This is a genomic window from Leptospira terpstrae serovar Hualin str. LT 11-33 = ATCC 700639, from assembly GCF_000332495.1.
GTDB classification, from domain to species: Bacteria; Spirochaetota; Leptospiria; order Leptospirales; family Leptospiraceae; genus Leptospira_A; species Leptospira_A terpstrae.
Map to the genome: position 1 here is coordinate 273,780 of NZ_AOGW02000009.1, position 15,406 is coordinate 289,185.

Consider the following 15,406-nt stretch of genomic DNA (forward strand, 5'->3'; position numbering starts at 1 on the left):
CTTTCTCTATTCATTCGTTGATTAGGTAATTGGAATGGTAACCTTTTGCTTCACCAGACCAATCGGGACAATCCAGTTTTAAATCTGCATACCAGTGGATTTGGTATGGTTTTGCAAAGAAAAGTTGGATAAAGAATCTTAAAAATGAAGAGATGTTTTCTAGGGCGCTCATAGTCGCAATGGGGCGCATTCGTTTGACAAGAAGCGTACATTTCCCTTCGTTAAAATGAAGGACTTCTATTTTTGGTATCGTATAACCAGAAGTAGGTTCTTTTTCCCAATCCAAAACCTCTGCTCGTTCTACCGTACCTTCTAAAACCAGATGTCCAGTAGGATCAAGGACTGCCACGCGACGATAAAAGGCACCAGGAAAATCTGAATTCCCGACAAACCCACCGGTAAAAATTCTGTGACCATCTTTTGTAATGGACCTAACCAATTCCCATTTTTTGGAATATTGATATACTGCTTCGTTTGAGAGGATATGTTCCAACCCACCCACACCTTTTACTTCTTCCGTTGTATCTTTGTAACGAATGGTCCCAGTTACTTGGGAGAAAGAGAAGGGAATGTCTGCTTGGACAAATTTTCCTTCGTCTCTCAATGGATATCTTCCCTTGGAGATGGGAACGGAACCTCTCCTTGGTTTATAGTCTAACTTTATTTCCCAGTCCCCATAGTTCATATAGAAGGAATAAATTCCGTTTTTGTATTCCATCCAGTTTTCTCCACTCTTTTGGTAGAACTGGCCTTTTTTGGATTCATACTCATCGGCATCGAATTCACGAGTGGAATAGAAAACCGGTTGGTCTTTTGATTTTAAAAGAAGAGATATACCATTGTTATACGAACCTGGTCCAAAATTACTAACAAGGAAAGTCGCAAACATATTGTATTTTTCATTTCGAAAGGTAAAGTTCCAAGCTTGTAGGTAACCTTCGTCTGGAAAATGTTGGGTCTTAAAATCTTGTGACAGTAGATTTTCTGTGGGCAGTAATGCAAAAAAAAGAGATAGCCAAACCAATCGAATGAATTGCCGGAACACCGGCAAATCCTAACGGGCGCTTGTAAAAGAATCAAGATTTTTCTTGGGGTTTTCCTTTAAATGGAAACCGTGCTGGGAAGTGAAATGGCAAACAAATCTCCGAGACAAACGAGCGAAAACACTGGATGTTCTGTATTGCCAATTTGTCCAAGCCGTTCTCTCTCTTCGGCGATTCCGTCGATATGGATCCAGGTTTCTATTTGTTCTTCTGGAAGGATGCGACAGGCAACCTGGTATTCAAAAGGCCCTAATTTGGAGAAGAAAATTTGAACCGATTCGGGTGGTGAGTCGGCTAAACTGCGGCGGAAGGCAAACTGTTTGGACTTGGTTTCCCCTCTCATTTCGTAGTAGTGGTTCAGAATTCGTAAGATATGTAAGAATTCTTCTTTTTTTGTCATAAGTTCACGCCAGGAAACTTCAGTTTCTTTCATATCCGGTGTGGTGGTGGAACTTTGACTTTGGTTCTTAAAAAAGGATTCTCACTTGAAAAATACTTTCCCCTATCCAAGATGAACGAAACGGATATGGTAACGGAGATTTTAGAAATATTCTGGAAAGAGAAACTCCGGTTTGCCCAATACTGTTTTGATGAATTAGCATCCTTGGACTCTAAGTCCTTTTTAGAAAAAAGACCGAAGGGAAAATCTGCCCAATGGACTCTCCAACAGATGGTCTCCAATGATCGCACTTTTAGTTTTTACTTACCCATCTCTTTAAAAATTAGCGGATTTTTCTTTTTTACCACATTCAAAGACCAAGACATAGAAAAAGATTTGGAAGCTATCCGGGACCGGTACACACCGCCCGCATTTCCCTCTCATTTTTGGGAGATCCAAATTGAGAAAGCTGAAAACCTTAGGATCACTGCCAAAGACCCTTTGGTGAAAGAACATTGTGAATTTTGGAAAGAGATTCTTGTTCGATTGGAAGTAAAACTTTCTGAGATTTCAGAACGTGATGCCTATAGAAAAAGATATACATCCCTCACGGGAATTCATACCATTTCAGGAGCGATCAATAATTCTACGGAGTTTTGTCACTATCTGTGGAATTTGTACATGGCAGATCCAACATAACTGTATTTTAAACGAATCAAAAATGGACCGAGTTTAGGAGAAATCAATGGGAAAAATTAAAGTAAAAACACCGCTTGTTGAGTTAGACGGCGATGAAATGACAAGAATTATCTGGAAAGAAATTAAAGATCGTTTCATCCACCCTTATTTAGACATCACTTTAGAATATTACGACTTAGGCGTTGAATACCGTGATAAAACAGATGACCAAGTCACTGTAGATTCTGCAAATGCGATCAAAAAACATGGCGTAGGTGTTAAATGTGCAACCATCACTCCGAACGCAGACCGCGTAAAAGAATACAACTTAAAACAAGAATGGAAATCACCTAACGGAACCATCCGTGCCATCTTAGATGGAACAGTATTCCGTAAACCTATCATCATTAAAAATATTCCAGCAGCTGTTAACTCTTGGAAAAAACCAATTGCGATTGGAAGACATGCCTATGGCGATATCTACCGTGATGTGGAAATCCTTGTGGATGGTCCAGGAAAAGTAGAACTAGTTTATACAGATGCATCTGGAAAAGAAAAACAAAGACTACTCGTAAATGAATTCAAAGGTGCTGGTGTGGCTCTTGCTATGCACAACCTAGATGAATCGATTAAATCTTTTGCCAAAGCTTGTTTTACTTATGCTTTGTCTGAAAAAATCAGCATCTGGTTTGCAACGAAAGATACAATCTCTAAAAAGTATCATGCTCGTTTCCGTGATATCTTTGATAACATGGCAAAAGAACAAGATGCTGCTATGAAGGCTGCTGGGATTACTTATAGTTACTACCTTATCGATGATGCTGTTGCACAGATCATGAAAAACGAAGGTGGCCAACTTTGGGCCCTTATGAACTACGACGGTGACGTTATGAGTGATATGGTTGCTTCTGGATTTGGTTCCCTTGGTCTTATGACTTCAGTTCTAGTATCTCCCGATGGAAAGTATGAGTATGAAGCGGCACACGGAACTGTGACTCGCCACTACCGTAAATACCAAAAAGGCGAAACTACTTCGACAAACTCTGTTGCTTCCATTTTTGCTTGGACAGGAGCTCTTGCGAAACGTGGGGAACTTGACGGAACTCCTGATGTAGTGAACTTTGCTTTGAAATTGGAAGAAGCCATCATTGAAACCATTGAAGGTGGTGAGATGACTAAAGACTTACTTTCTCTTTCTACAGCTGCTAAAAAAACAGAACTTGATACTTTCCAATTTATGGAAGCTGTACAAAAACGTTTGGATTCTAAACTAAAATAAGTTTACACCCATTACCCCACTCAATCATACCTGAGTGGGGTTTTTTATTCCCACCTTTCTCCTGAATCAAATATTTCCTTGAAATCGTCTTTAGTTATCGTACATTCAATCTTCTTAATACATTAGATATTCGTGAAACAAAACATGCAAAATTTACAAATAAGTTGCATATGGTGTAGGTTGGACAAAAAATATAACGGAAGGTGATTTTGAGTTCGCTGTTGAAGTCAAATAAACAAATGATCGCTAAATTTATAGAATGGTATTCGAATGAATCGCAAGCGGTGAAATCATCCGCTGAACTTTTTGACAAAGCGATTGGTTATTTACAAAGGCAAGGATTTCAAATTGTTCGAGTCAATATGGGTACTCGTACACTTCACCCGCAAGTTGAATCCTTATCCTATACTTGGGTTCCTAAAGAAAAAAAAGAATACTTTGATGAATCCACAACACCGTTACTACATTCAAAAACAACGATTGAATCTGAAATAGGATTCCTTCGAGAGGTGCGTTTTCGATTGGGATCGTTGCAAACTTCTCAATTTGCGGTTAGTCCTGTTCAATATGTGATGTCTACAAAAAAGCCGTATTACTTTAGTTTTGTGGATCATAAAGAAAAAACATTTCCGTATCCAATTCTGGATGATTTGGCTCCATTAGGTGCCACTGGTTATTTTGCCGTTCCCATTTTACAAAAAGGAACAAGTTATGCTTTTTTAAGTTTAGTTACAGACAAACCAAATGGTTGGTCAAAAGAAGAACTTATTTTTTTAGATCAGGTTTTAAAAATAATTTCTCTTCAATGGATGGCTTTCATCCAATCAGAACTTACCGAATCACTGCTGAGTATTTATCTTGGAAAACGAACTGGTTCCACAGTCTACTCGGGAAAAATTTATTTGGGGGAACTTGATAACATCCAATCGGTAATTTGGTTTTCTGACATTCGCAATTATTCTGGGTTGAGTGAAAAATTGTCCCCTGGTGAGGTAATACAGTTGTTAAACGATTATTTTGGTTTAGCAATTCCAATGATTGAATCCCATGGCGGAGAAGTTTTGAAACTTTTAGGTGATGGAATTTTAGCTGTATTTCCTTATACAGAATCGAATAAAACCTATGTTGGAAAGAAAGTGCTTCTCGCAGTAAGAAAGTTAGGTGAAAGTTTGTTTCTCCACAACCAAGAGAGAGAAAAAGAATCAAAACTTCCCATCCATCATGGGGTGGGTTTACATTCCGGCGAAATCCTTTATGGAAATATTGGATCTACAGAAAGGTTGGATTTTACGGTGATTGGGGAAGCTGTCAATCTAACGAGTCGAATTGCTGGGATGTGTGGAGAGTTAGGTAAAGCTGTCTTGGCCTCCGAAAATTTAGCCAACCAAATCCCTGTTCGCTGGGAAGAGCTAGGGGAACACAAACTCAAAGGAATTGGTTCTCCACAGAAAATATTTGCCATTTCGGAACGTGTGAAGAAAAAATATTAGGATAAAAAATATTTGATTAATGAATGTTTCGGTATTTCCAAGTGGATAGGACCACACGAATTGAATCTTTCATAAAACTAAATTTGGATCCAGGGATGTCTTTCCAATCCACAGGAAATTCTTCAATTTTAAATCCATTTCTAAATAATAAAACTAGTAATTGAGTATCCCATAACCAACGTAAGTCGGAAATTTTTTGAATGACTTCTAAATAGGAAGATTTTTTGAAAATTTTACATCCGCACTGTGGATCATACATTTGAATTTGAAATACTAAGGAAAAATAAAATGAAAAGATTCGGTTGGTAAGATGTCTGTAGAATGACTTTTTTACATTTCGCCCCATCATGATGATTCTAGAACCCGCAAGTAAGTCTATTTCTTTGTGATCATTTGCGTAGTTCCAAATGCGTAAAACTTCGTAAGCAGGGGTCGCACCGTCGGCATCTACAAAGCCATAATAATTGCCTTTTGCATTTTGTAGTCCCAATTGAATGGCACTCCCTTTACCAGAATTTGTTTCTTGGCGAATTATTTTTAATTGGGGATTGGAAAGTAAATGTTTGATTTTAATGTTTAGAGTTTTGAATTCTTCGAGTGGACTTCCATCATCGACTACAATGAATTCAATAGACTTGGAACCTTTGAATGTATCCAAAAGAGATTCCAAAAAGAGCGGGAGTCTTTCTGATTCACGGTAAGAGGGAATGACTAAACTAAGGTGATTTTTAACCATGAGAACGGTTGGAACGGTTTTTACTGAATCTAACTAAGCAGTGGAAAACATACAATGCGGGAAATCAAGTAAATTACTCCGCTATTGTATGGATCCGATCGATAGATTAAGCTAACGTACAATTACCCATTTGCCACCTATCCAACTTAAGTAAAGAGGAATGGCTGCCCCTTTTTTTGAAGCAATGATGGGTTCCCCTTTTTTGTTTGTTACGCTCACGATTTGGTTGTTACAAATCAATGAAAAACGGATGTCCTTAGTTTCTAATTTCCAACTTGAGCCAATGGCCTTAGTCATTCCAGATACGGATTTTAGTTCGTCAGCTTCTACATAAGGATAGTAACGAACTTCAGAAGTGTCCTGCGCACGAAATTGTATCCAAGTAAGGATTTGTTTTGCATCTTTTGAATTGAGAGTTGTTGTGAATTCTTTTGCAAATGTACGGATAGAAGATTCTTTTTCTTTGGAAAGGGTGATGGTTTCTGCTTGTTTCCACAATTGACTGGGTGGAACAAAAGGTGTGTTCATCTCAATCTCTGTCCATTCACCTAATCTATCTTTGGTGGACGTTGGCCATTGGAAATGTTCTAACAAAATTCCCTCGTCAGGGAATTGTCCTTTTTGGCCTATGAATAATTTGACTTCTGCTTCTTTGGAAAGTCCAGTATTTTCTTTTTGTTTTCCCTTTCGTTCTGTAAGTCGGATCTTGATTTTGTTTTTCTCAGGTAAAATCCAGTAGTTGATATCTGCTTGTCCGGAGGAGTCTTCATTCGATGATCCATCTCTTACATCATATCCATTCACATTGATTTCAAGATTGATGCCATAGTTTTTGTAAGTGATGATATAATAACCTTCCTTGGGAGGACCTGGTGGAGTTGGTTTTTCTTCCGCTAAGATTGGAAAAAAGGAAATGGCAAACACAAGAAAAAGGAACGAGATTCTTTGCATCGATAATTCTCCCATTGCAAGGTAACGGAGGATTATAAACAGGGAAAACAAATTGTCGACGAGAAATTAAACTAGGGGAATATTTTTAAGAGAATTTAGATATAAATACCAACAAGGAGAAGTTAGAGAAATTTCTTTCCAGTTCGATCGAAAGTGAATTTTGTATTACAAGACGAACAGTGGAACCTTCCATATTTTTTTGCAGGAATTGGTTTATTACAAGAAGGACAAAGAACAGTTTTGTTTCTAAAAGTAGACATCCGTAGGTTATTTTCTAATCGATCTATAAATCGGTAGCGCACAAAAATTTGAGCAAGGGTAGCACCTGTTAAAAAAGCAACTACTTGCCCCCCGTAAACACTGCGTACTTGGTTGTCTAATTCAATTACATAGAAACAGGATTGGATGAGAATCCAAACGCTGAGACTAATAAATATTGGTACATCTCGAAAACTGATCCTTTCGAATACCATCATACTTTTTACATTTGGAAAAAATACATAATACATTCCAAGAATTCCTGAAACAACACCAGATGTGCCAACAACAGGTATATTGGAATGTATATGAAATAAAAAATAGGTTAGGTTGGTTAGGATTCCAAAAAAAAGAAATAAAATGAAAAAATAAAAATGTCCGATTACATCTTCTATATTGTCAGCAAACATATACAAATAGATTGCATTTGTAAGCCATTCCGTAAAAGAAGAATTAAAAAAGAAGGAGAAAACTAAATTGAAACCAATCTCCTGATTGGGTGTGAATGCATAGGATTTAGGATCATTAAAAAACAAAGTCAACATAGACAGAAAAATAAATCCAAAAGTTAGGATTGGTTTTCTAAAGTTATGGTTTGCTTTCTCAAATACAAACATTGTTAGTTGGTTCCGTCAATACTTGTAAATTTTGAATCAATTGCCAATCTCTTTATTTTATACCAAAAAAATCAGAATATTGTATGGTCTTGACTTTTTTGATATCTGGTTAGAACCAAAGGTAAAAGAAAAAAGTGGTTCCTAGCAGGATTCCATACAACCACTCGTCTCGTTTGCGAAATAATGTTGCTAAGTTTTGTTTTGGCATTCTTTTCCGAATGGTAATGAAAAAAGAAAAAATCAAAAACATTAGAAAACCCGCAATCGATACATAGATTTTGATTTCAGGAATTTTGATTCTAGTAGTGACCAGCCCCAAAAATATAAAAAGAAATAAAATCCAATTCCTGACACTTGGTTTTACGATGCTGCGGAAATAGAAAAGTAGCAATTTTCCATTGAATGTTCCCGTTTTCTGTGTATTGGCGTCCACTGGTCCTTTCGTGTTGCGATATTGAATGTATGCAGCAAAACTCAAAATGACAATAGCAAAATGGAAACTGAAAAAAACACGGTGCAAAAAGTTGAGGTCATCACCAAATATTTGTTTTATGAAGGTAGGTGATACATAGGAATACAAAGAAGGCAAAAGAAAAGAAAATACTGGAGTAAGAAGGATGGTAATACAAATCATCCTACTATCAATTTTTATATTCAAAATTCCAAATAAAAATACCACAAGTAGGGCAGGGGTAAAATGAGAACTTTGGTTTGAAAGTTCGATAAAGAAGTTTTTCTTTGAATTGGGATCTACAAAAAGAATCGCAAGAATTGTCACCAAACAAGAAAATATGATTAGGAAAATCCTTCCGGAATTCATTTCATCTCTATCAGAAAGTTTTTGATTCATTCTAACTTTGAATGGTTTATAAAAATCGATAGTAAAAAGAGTGGCTGCCGAATGTAACATCGAATCGATACTCGAAAAAATGGCACCAAGTAATCCGGCAAGAATCACTCCAATAAGCCCATAACCAAGAGGAACCACAAGGACTACTAATTTTGAAAATGCTTCGTCAGGAGCAATCTCTGTGGCTGCTCCCAGTGCGGTCCAAATTTGAAATGCAGCCACACCCGTTAGGATAGAAAAAAATGGAACTGTAAGTTTGAGTAATCCACCCACTAAAATTCCAAACCGTGCCTCTCTAAGTGATTTTCCACCTAATGTTCGCTGTACGACATATTGATTTGTATTCCAATAAAAAATATGTAATAAAAAAAGTCCACTGAGTGCCCCGGTCCAAGGAAGTGTCGGATGGTTCGGAGGTAAATACAAATTCATTTTACTCAATCCATCTACACGGCTTTCTTCTTTTGCTAAAAGTTCAAAAATTCCACCGACTTCTGGTCTCGTGATGGAAAGGTAAGCAAGTAGTATTCCGGAAGCTAAAATGAGAACTGTTTGGATCACATCAGTATATACAACGGATTTAAGACCACCAAACCACGTATAGATGGTTGAAGTGAAGGCAATCCAAATCACAACTTCTGTGTAGGTGATGTTGATACCAGCATCTTTCAGAAAAGGAAGAAAACTTCGTGCCCCAATGTAGAGCGCTCCTGTGAGTTGGATTGTAATGAGGATGAGTGAGATTCCAGAATAAATTCTACCTGCCGTGGCTCCAAATTTTCCCTGCAGAAATTGAGATAAGGTATAAAACTTTTTACGACGAAAGAGAGGGAGGAAAACAAAAGCCAAAAGAACGATAGCTGGTATGGATCCAAATTCATAATGGCTTTGGGCAAACCCGACGGAAAATCCAATGCCAAGCATTCCGACCAGATGGTTTGCGGAAATATTGGTTCCAAATAGGGAACCGGCAATTCCCCACCAAGGAAGACTCCTGCCCCCAAGAAAATAGTCAGAAGAGGAAGATTCCTTTCTTCCCGCATACATCCCCACGCCAAGGACCAAGAGGAAGGTACAGACAAAAAATAGGATGTCGATACTTGCTATCATAACAGATAATTGATTCGCCATATTAGATATTTTCTGAAATTATGGCAAGCGATAGATTTCTAATAATTCACTCTTGCCTGGAAAACCTCTATCATCCATTACTTGAAAAAAATATGAAGCCAATTCCCCAAGCACCCATCATTCGCTCTGAAAACCCCGCTGTCGAAGTTGCCTGGTTTTGTGACCTTTGTAACGGAGACTATGAATACTTAGGAGTTCCCGATGGGTCCTTACGTTCTAGTTTCGAGCATTGTTCGGATATCATCCGTTTGGCGGATGAGTTAGGTTACCAAAACATCCTCCTTCCTTCCTCTTACCAAACAGGACAGGATACCTTAACTTTTGCCGCCGCCGCTTCCCAATTGACAAAACAAATTTCTCTCCTCACCGCGATTCGTTGCGGCGAAATCCATCCTCCTATGCTTGCTCGAACTCTTTCCACTTTGGATCATATGTTAAAGGGAAGATTAAATATCAATATCATCTCCTCTGACTTACCAGGAACCCAAAGAGATTCCAAAACAAGATATGAAATTTCCAAAGAGGTGATTCAAATTCTAAAACAAGGTTGGACGGAAGATCGAATTCACTTTCAAGGAAAACACTATCAGTTGGATCTTCCCACTGATCCAGTGAAGTCTTACCAACAGAATGGAGGACCCCTATTGTACTTCGGTGGAATATCTCCTGATGCGCGTGCTCTTTGTGCAGAGTTTTGTGATGTGTTTTTGATGTGGCCCGAAACAGAAGAGAGACTTGCAGATACTATGAAGGACTTGAGCCTTCGGGCAGCCACCTTTGGAAGGACAATTGATTTTGGACTTCGGATTCATTTGATTGTGAGAGAAACAGAAGAAGAAGCACGGGAAGCCGCGAAACGTCTGTTATCTAAAGTTGATATAGAAAAAGCAAACGATATAAAACACAGAGCTTTGGATTCTAATTCTGCTGGAGTTTTGCGTCAAGATGAGTTACGTAGGTCTGCAGATTCTGATTTATTTATTGAACCAATGGTTTGGTCTGGGATAGGCCTTGCACGTTCCGGTTGTGGTTCGGCAATCGTAGGTACTCCAGAACAAGTATATGAAAAAATCCAGAGATACATTCAAATGGGAATTCGCGCATTTATTTTTTCCGGTTATCCCTTACTTGAGGAATCAAAGATTTTTGCAAAAACAGTTCTCCCAAAATTAAACACCATTAACTTTGCAGAAGCGCAAGGTAGAAAACCAAAAGGAATTCCTGTGACACCACTGACAACTGGGGAAAGAAAATGAAAGTTCCACAAATTGAATTTACCAAAAATAATTTTTCTATTTCTAGATTGGTATATGGAATTTGGCGATTGCATGAAGATAAAGAAGGTACTTCGCCAGAAAGGATTCTTGAAAAAATAGAAGTTTGTCTCAGTTTGGGAATTGATACCTTTGATCATGCTGATATTTATGGAGGTTTTGAGAATGAAGAACTATTTGGCAAAACCTTAGGCAAAATTCCGACCTTAAAATCAAAAATCAAAATCATTTCTAAGTGTGGAATTCAAATTCCAGGACCCAAGTTTCCCACCAAACATTACAATACATCTAAAGAACACATTCGTTACTCAGTAGAACGATCCTTACGTAAACTGCAAGTTGACAAGTTGGATGTGGTACTCATCCATAGACCAGATCCCCTGATGGATCCGTATGAATTGGCCGGAATTTTTGAAGTTCTCATCAAAGAAGGAAAGGTACTCCATTTTGGTGTTTCCAATTTCACAACTTCCCAGTTCCAAATGTTACAATCTGTTTATAAGAAACCCCTTTTCACAAACCAAGTTGAGTTTCATCCTTTCTACACCGAACCTTTGTTTAATGGAACATTTGACCAAGCCTTGGAATCCAATTTCCATCCGATGGTATGGTCTCCTACAGCAGGGGGAAGAATCTTTACTCCTAAATCAGAAAGAGAACTGGCAACCTTTTCGAAACTTCAGGAAATCGCTAAGTTAAAAAGCTCTGGGGTAGACCAAGTTTTATATTCTTGGTTTTTGAATCATCCCTCAGGACTTGTTCCCATTTTGGGAACAAATGATATAAAGCGAATTCAGTCAGCGGCTGGTAGTTTTTCCTATCCTCTGAGTCGCATGGAATGGTTTTCCATTTTGGAAGCGGCTCGGGGTATGGAAGTAGCATAATCATTCGATTGACCAATCGGAGAAGATATTGGTCGTTATATTGAATAAAAATCTTATATAACGGATTAAGTTTCTGGCCTCTCTTGAACTTCCTTGTCGAATGGACAAGAGAGGTGGTTGTTATGCTTTCAGAATTGGCTCCTAACGATTATTTTTCTGGAATTTCTCTTTCTTTTGATCTAGCGGATGACTTACATTCTTTTGGTTCGGAAAGGTCGTCGGAAGTGGTCTGGGAACAAACCGTAAAAACCATTGCACGCATTCCAGAAATCATTTCCACATGGATTTTTGAATACCTACCAGAATCACAAAACTTCCGTTTGTTGGCGCTGCATAGCCACTCTGAATTTCAAATCGCACCTATTGTACCAAAATATTCCGTTCCTTGTTATCATGTTGTCGATTCCAATATGATTTTTGAATTGAATTTGGCAGGTGACGAATCTTTTTTTATCCCCTTGGCGAAAACACTTTCTGACAAAACCTCCGCTATGTATTTGGGTTATCCCATTCGTTCCGATATTGGGACTGTAATCGGAGTGATCGGAATGGTGGTCGAAGCTAAGTTTAAACATAAATTTAAAAACTTAAAACTGATCGATGTCATTGCCGACCAATTGAGCCAAGAACTAATTCGATATAAAAATGAACAATTGATCTCTGAAACTTTAAATACTGCTTCTTTTGTGAAACATTCATTAGCGGAATTGTTTCGTCTACTTTCCGCAAAGTCTTCTGACCTAACAACAACTTGCCGAAATTATTTACAAACGGGTACAAAACTTTTTGGTTTGCCCTTGGGTTTGATTACTTCTAAAATCGGCGATGACTGGGAATACAGTTTGGTCGAAGGATATGTACATGGAATTTATGAGGGACAAAGATTTTCTAAAGAAGAATCTAAATTTTCACTCTCACATTCCCACAATTCGGCGATCATTCGAAATGAAATTTCTTCTTCTAGTGTGGAAGTTAGAGAGCACTTACTAGAAGCAGAGATCTCTTGCCTTATGGAGTTTCCTCTAAAAGTCCATAACCAAACCATTGGTATTTTAGGGTTTTACGGAATAAAGAATCAAAAGATTGAATCTATAGAATTGTTCCAACGTGTGTTTGAATTGATGGGGATTGGCCTAGCCAACACGATCGAAAAACATAACATTGATTTGTTGTCTAAAATAGTATTTTTGGAGAAGGATTCACTGCCGACCGAGTAAAACAGTCTTATTGAATGTTGATTAGACATTGCTTAGGTGGTCAGTTGCTTCCTTCTCAGTTTTAACAAAAAAAACATCTTTCCCTGTGTTCATTTCGTAGATAAAATCATTTAAACTTTTGCTTGAATAAATAGAAAAATCTCCTACGATTGCCAGTTTCATCCGGTAGTTCACAATCTTTTGTAAAACTTCCCCTGCTATTTTCGATTTTAAATCAAAAAAGTCCCCAGTAAAATGAGACTGTTTTAAAACGAAACGGTCACATCCTGAATCGTATTGGACAGTAGCAAAGAAGTCTAGGGCAGACGAACCATCTTTAATCAGAATTTCTTCTGAATCAATCATTGCGATTTCAATATTGTTTTGATTTATTTTGCGAACTTTCATTGGTTATTTTCCAGTGTTATTGGGAACTGGGTAGCTTATCCCAGTTCCCATCGATCCTTAGACAGTTTGGAGATCTAATTTTTAAGAGAATCCTACGATCAATTCTAAGGAAAATCCAAAAAAACTATCGGCATATTTAATTTCTTTCTTTTCTTCTCTAAAAAAAGATTTGACTTTTAGTATTTAGATAACTAAATGATTATATAACCAATTAGTTATGCAAACTCTTGATGCAACATTCTCTGCCCTTGCCGACCCCACTCGAAGGGCCATTCTTATGCGCCTTGCGAAAGGTGATTTAACGGTCATGGAACTTGCCAAACCGTTTCGAATGAGTCAACCCGCTATATCCAAACACCTGAAAGTTTTGGAAGAAGCAGGCCTTGTTTCTACGACCATCCGTGCGCAAGAGAGGCCCCGACGGTTGGAAACAGCACCGTTAAAAACCGCAATCGACTGGATCGAAAAATACCGCCAGATGTGGGAAAAAAGATATCAGGTGTTAGATGGATTACTTGCCGAATTACAAACAATACAAACAAAGGGAAATAGGAAAAAATGAATACAAACAAAAATGAAGTGAAGTTAGAACGTCGAGGTGAAAGAGAAGTTGTGTTTACAAGATACTTCGATGCGCCAAGGGAATTGGTTTTTGATTGCCACACCAAACCTGAGTTCATGAAAAGATGGCTCATTGGACCTGAAGGTATGGTGCTTGATACTTGCGAACAAGATTTAAAAGTAGGTGGCAAATACTTGTATCTCTATGCAGACCAAAAGGGAAATAAATCCGGTGTTTACGGAACGTTTCGTGAAGTGGTTGTACCTGAAACACTAGCCAATACAGAGAATTACATTATGGAAATGTCGGACTTCAATCCGAATGCTCCAGAAGATCCTAATGCAACATTCGAGTCTCGCACTTTTACGACAGAAGGCAAACGAACACTGATGACACATCTCTGTCGATACGCTTCCGCCGAAGTTTGTAAGATGATGGTGGAAAGTGGTGCGGCTGATGGAATGGCGGAATGTTATTTGGAGCTGGATAAATTACTAATTGAGGTTGTTTAGAAAAAAGGGAAAAGGTTTTGTCTTAGTCACATAACGAATAAGGCAAACTGACATACTAAATTTTTCCATTCAGTAATTCGGATAAAAAGCGATTACATCGGTGAGGATATGAGCAATAATCAGTGGCCATACATTCTTATATTTATTGAAAAAAAATGAAAATGTAAGGCCATATAAAAATGTATCAATTAAATTAACAATTCCACAAAATAGAACAGTACTTTATTTGCAGATAACGATGGATTAAAAAATCCATTCAAAAAACAAAAAGTCCAAAAGATAAAAAAACTAAAAAATACTGTTGATTTGACTTCTTCTTTCATAGGTTTTTTGTAAGAGCCAAGGCAGTTCTAGATAGATGTTTTGGCTTAAGGCAGCTAACGTCCGCTTGTTGATTTCTTCGGACTCACCACCTACCAGCTAATCTCTTTTTTATCCCGAAAGAATTTTCCTGTAGGACCACTGTCAGGTAACGTTGCCGCCCAAACGATGGTTTCTGCCCCTTTTTCCACGGGTCTTGTCGCACTGGCTCCCCCCATATCGGTTTTTACCCAACCGGGACAAACAGAATTGATTTTGATATTCTTTCCCACAGCTTCTACACTGGAAACATTGGTGAGTGCATTGATGGCAGTTTTGGAAATACGGTAAGCAGGATAACCACCCCCCATATCAGACAATTGTCCCATCCCAGAACTTACGTTCACAATCCGTCCAAAATTGTTTTGGATCATCAATGGTAAAAATGTTTGAATCAAACGAAGTGGGCCGTACAAATTTACGAGTAAGGTTCTATGTAAGTCTTCACTGGTGGTATCAAAAAAAGATCCAGGATCGGCAAAGATCCCCGCATTGTTGACGAGGATGTCTAATTTACCAAAACTCCCGGTGATTGTGTCTAGAGCTTCGCTAATGCTTTGTTCCTTAGATACATCAAGGGAAAGGATTTCCCCTTTCCCTACCGCCTGGACCGCCGCCAAGGTGTCAGCAGCTTCTCCTGGATTTCTGGCACCAACAAGCACATAAATTCCTTGTTTGGCAAGATCTATGGAGACTTGTTTCCCAATCCCTCGGTTGGCCCCTGTAACAAGGGCAATGCGTTCCTTGGTTGCTTTCATGGATTCAAATCTCCTTCGGTAAGTTTTTTTACCTTTCTTT

General features: G+C 38.2%; 17 protein-coding genes. 8 read left to right on the forward strand and 9 right to left on the reverse strand.

Going from position 1 to position 15,406, the window contains the following annotated elements; all coding sequences use genetic code 11:
• Positions 1–10: 10 nt before the first annotated feature.
• Both LEP1GSC203_RS07920 and LEP1GSC203_RS07925 read right to left on the reverse strand, forming a co-directional pair.
• A complete protein-coding gene (locus LEP1GSC203_RS07920) occupies positions 11–1,045 on the reverse strand; it encodes a hypothetical protein (RefSeq protein WP_002973529.1) in 1,035 nt (344 codons plus the stop codon).
• Positions 1,046–1,101: 56 nt separating this feature from the next.
• Positions 1,102–1,476, reverse strand: a complete 375-nt coding sequence (locus tag LEP1GSC203_RS07925) for an LIC_13246 family protein (RefSeq protein WP_002973424.1) — start codon at positions 1,474–1,476, stop codon at positions 1,102–1,104.
• Positions 1,477–1,503: 27 nt separating this feature from the next.
• On the opposite strand from LEP1GSC203_RS07925, the gene LEP1GSC203_RS07930 reads away from it, so the two are divergent.
• The 3 genes from LEP1GSC203_RS07930 (at position 1,504) to LEP1GSC203_RS07940 (ending at position 4,869) form a co-directional block, all read left to right on the forward strand.
• Entirely contained in the window at positions 1,504–2,121 is a 618-nt protein-coding gene (locus tag LEP1GSC203_RS07930) for a hypothetical protein (protein WP_002973349.1), read from the forward strand.
• Positions 2,122–2,167: 46 nt separating this feature from the next.
• Positions 2,168–3,379: an NADP-dependent isocitrate dehydrogenase gene (locus tag LEP1GSC203_RS07935; RefSeq protein ID WP_002973552.1), complete on the forward strand. Its 1,212-nt coding sequence runs from the start codon at positions 2,168–2,170 to the stop codon at positions 3,377–3,379.
• A 239-nt stretch (positions 3,380–3,618) separates the two neighbouring features.
• Complete coding sequence (locus tag LEP1GSC203_RS07940) at positions 3,619–4,869, forward strand: adenylate/guanylate cyclase domain-containing protein (protein WP_002973263.1); 1,251 nt, start codon at positions 3,619–3,621, stop codon at positions 4,867–4,869.
• Between the two features lie 16 nt (positions 4,870–4,885).
• Here the strand turns inward: LEP1GSC203_RS07940 and LEP1GSC203_RS07945 are convergent, their stop codons facing one another.
• The 4 genes from LEP1GSC203_RS07945 to LEP1GSC203_RS07960 all read right to left on the reverse strand — a co-directional run bounded on the left by LEP1GSC203_RS07945 (position 4,886) and on the right by LEP1GSC203_RS07960 (position 9,412).
• Positions 4,886–5,605, reverse strand: coding sequence for a glycosyltransferase (locus LEP1GSC203_RS07945; RefSeq protein ID WP_002973289.1), 720 nt, complete (start codon positions 5,603–5,605; stop codon positions 4,886–4,888).
• Between the two features lie 111 nt (positions 5,606–5,716).
• On the reverse strand, positions 5,717–6,556 hold the full coding sequence (locus tag LEP1GSC203_RS07950; RefSeq protein WP_002973395.1) for a hypothetical protein: 840 nt from the start codon (positions 6,554–6,556) through the stop codon (positions 5,717–5,719).
• A gap of 122 nt (positions 6,557–6,678) precedes the next feature.
• The gene (locus LEP1GSC203_RS07955; protein WP_002973496.1) at positions 6,679–7,431 is read right to left on the reverse strand and encodes a rhomboid family intramembrane serine protease; all 753 of its coding nucleotides are present in this window, start codon (positions 7,429–7,431) and stop codon (positions 6,679–6,681) included.
• A 109-nt stretch (positions 7,432–7,540) separates the two neighbouring features.
• Positions 7,541–9,412: an SLC5 family protein gene (locus LEP1GSC203_RS07960; protein WP_039937527.1), complete on the reverse strand. Its 1,872-nt coding sequence runs from the start codon at positions 9,410–9,412 to the stop codon at positions 7,541–7,543.
• Positions 9,413–9,504: 92 nt separating this feature from the next.
• Here LEP1GSC203_RS07960 and LEP1GSC203_RS07965 point away from each other — a divergent pair, with 92 nt between their 5' ends.
• The 3 genes from LEP1GSC203_RS07965 to LEP1GSC203_RS07975 all read left to right on the forward strand — a co-directional run bounded on the left by LEP1GSC203_RS07965 (position 9,505) and on the right by LEP1GSC203_RS07975 (position 12,787).
• Complete coding sequence (locus tag LEP1GSC203_RS07965; protein WP_002973466.1) at positions 9,505–10,668, forward strand: LLM class flavin-dependent oxidoreductase; 1,164 nt, start codon at positions 9,505–9,507, stop codon at positions 10,666–10,668.
• Complete coding sequence (locus LEP1GSC203_RS07970) at positions 10,665–11,570, forward strand: aldo/keto reductase (RefSeq protein WP_002973205.1); 906 nt, start codon at positions 10,665–10,667, stop codon at positions 11,568–11,570. The genes LEP1GSC203_RS07965 and LEP1GSC203_RS07970 overlap by 4 nt, the downstream gene beginning before the upstream one ends.
• 122 nt (positions 11,571–11,692) lie before the next feature.
• Entirely contained in the window at positions 11,693–12,787 is a 1,095-nt protein-coding gene (locus LEP1GSC203_RS07975) for a GAF domain-containing protein (protein ID WP_002973449.1), read from the forward strand.
• 21 nt (positions 12,788–12,808) lie between these two features.
• Here the strand turns inward: LEP1GSC203_RS07975 and LEP1GSC203_RS07980 are convergent, their stop codons facing one another.
• Positions 12,809–13,174 (reverse strand): DUF4180 domain-containing protein, encoded by a 366-nt coding sequence (locus tag LEP1GSC203_RS07980; RefSeq protein ID WP_002973222.1) that lies wholly within the window; start codon positions 13,172–13,174, stop codon positions 12,809–12,811.
• Positions 13,175–13,391: 217 nt separating this feature from the next.
• Between LEP1GSC203_RS07980 and LEP1GSC203_RS07985 the strand changes: the two genes are divergently transcribed.
• Positions 13,392–13,736, forward strand: a complete 345-nt coding sequence (locus tag LEP1GSC203_RS07985; RefSeq protein ID WP_002973368.1) for an ArsR/SmtB family transcription factor — start codon at positions 13,392–13,394, stop codon at positions 13,734–13,736.
• Positions 13,733–14,248: an SRPBCC family protein gene (locus tag LEP1GSC203_RS07990; protein ID WP_002973282.1), complete on the forward strand. Its 516-nt coding sequence runs from the start codon at positions 13,733–13,735 to the stop codon at positions 14,246–14,248. The genes LEP1GSC203_RS07985 and LEP1GSC203_RS07990 overlap by 4 nt, the downstream gene beginning before the upstream one ends.
• A gap of 69 nt (positions 14,249–14,317) precedes the next feature.
• Here LEP1GSC203_RS07990 and LEP1GSC203_RS20140 read toward each other — a convergent pair whose 3' ends face one another.
• Positions 14,318–14,449 (reverse strand): CPBP family glutamic-type intramembrane protease, encoded by a 132-nt coding sequence (locus tag LEP1GSC203_RS20140; RefSeq protein WP_084764929.1) that lies wholly within the window; start codon positions 14,447–14,449, stop codon positions 14,318–14,320.
• A gap of 212 nt (positions 14,450–14,661) precedes the next feature.
• Positions 14,662–15,366: an SDR family NAD(P)-dependent oxidoreductase gene (locus LEP1GSC203_RS07995; protein ID WP_002973543.1), complete on the reverse strand. Its 705-nt coding sequence runs from the start codon at positions 15,364–15,366 to the stop codon at positions 14,662–14,664.
• Between the last annotated feature and the right edge of the window lie 40 nt (positions 15,367–15,406).

What these genes read in the sequence shown, in the direction of transcription:
- LEP1GSC203_RS07975 (WP_002973449.1), top strand. Translation starts at nt 11,693, where the DNA reads ATGCTTTCAGAATTGGCTCCTAACGATTATTTTTCTGGAATTTCTCTT.
- LEP1GSC203_RS07980 (WP_002973222.1), bottom strand. Translation starts at nt 13,174, where the DNA reads ATGAAAGTTCGCAAAATAAATCAAAACAATATTGAAATCGCAATGATT.
- LEP1GSC203_RS07950 (WP_002973395.1), bottom strand. Translation starts at nt 6,556, where the DNA reads ATGCAAAGAATCTCGTTCCTTTTTCTTGTGTTTGCCATTTCCTTTTTT.
- LEP1GSC203_RS07990 (WP_002973282.1), top strand. Translation starts at nt 13,733, where the DNA reads ATGAATACAAACAAAAATGAAGTGAAGTTAGAACGTCGAGGTGAAAGA.
- LEP1GSC203_RS07960 (WP_039937527.1), bottom strand. Translation starts at nt 9,412, where the DNA reads ATGGCGAATCAATTATCTGTTATGATAGCAAGTATCGACATCCTATTT.
- LEP1GSC203_RS07940 (WP_002973263.1), top strand. Translation starts at nt 3,619, where the DNA reads ATGATCGCTAAATTTATAGAATGGTATTCGAATGAATCGCAAGCGGTG.
- LEP1GSC203_RS07995 (WP_002973543.1), bottom strand. Translation starts at nt 15,366, where the DNA reads ATGAAAGCAACCAAGGAACGCATTGCCCTTGTTACAGGGGCCAACCGA.
- LEP1GSC203_RS07985 (WP_002973368.1), top strand. Translation starts at nt 13,392, where the DNA reads ATGCAAACTCTTGATGCAACATTCTCTGCCCTTGCCGACCCCACTCGA.
- LEP1GSC203_RS07935 (WP_002973552.1), top strand. Translation starts at nt 2,168, where the DNA reads ATGGGAAAAATTAAAGTAAAAACACCGCTTGTTGAGTTAGACGGCGAT.
- LEP1GSC203_RS07955 (WP_002973496.1), bottom strand. Translation starts at nt 7,431, where the DNA reads ATGTTTGTATTTGAGAAAGCAAACCATAACTTTAGAAAACCAATCCTA.
- LEP1GSC203_RS07925 (WP_002973424.1), bottom strand. Translation starts at nt 1,476, where the DNA reads ATGAAAGAAACTGAAGTTTCCTGGCGTGAACTTATGACAAAAAAAGAA.
- LEP1GSC203_RS07945 (WP_002973289.1), bottom strand. Translation starts at nt 5,605, where the DNA reads ATGGTTAAAAATCACCTTAGTTTAGTCATTCCCTCTTACCGTGAATCA.
- LEP1GSC203_RS07965 (WP_002973466.1), top strand. Translation starts at nt 9,505, where the DNA reads ATGAAGCCAATTCCCCAAGCACCCATCATTCGCTCTGAAAACCCCGCT.
- LEP1GSC203_RS07970 (WP_002973205.1), top strand. Translation starts at nt 10,665, where the DNA reads ATGAAAGTTCCACAAATTGAATTTACCAAAAATAATTTTTCTATTTCT.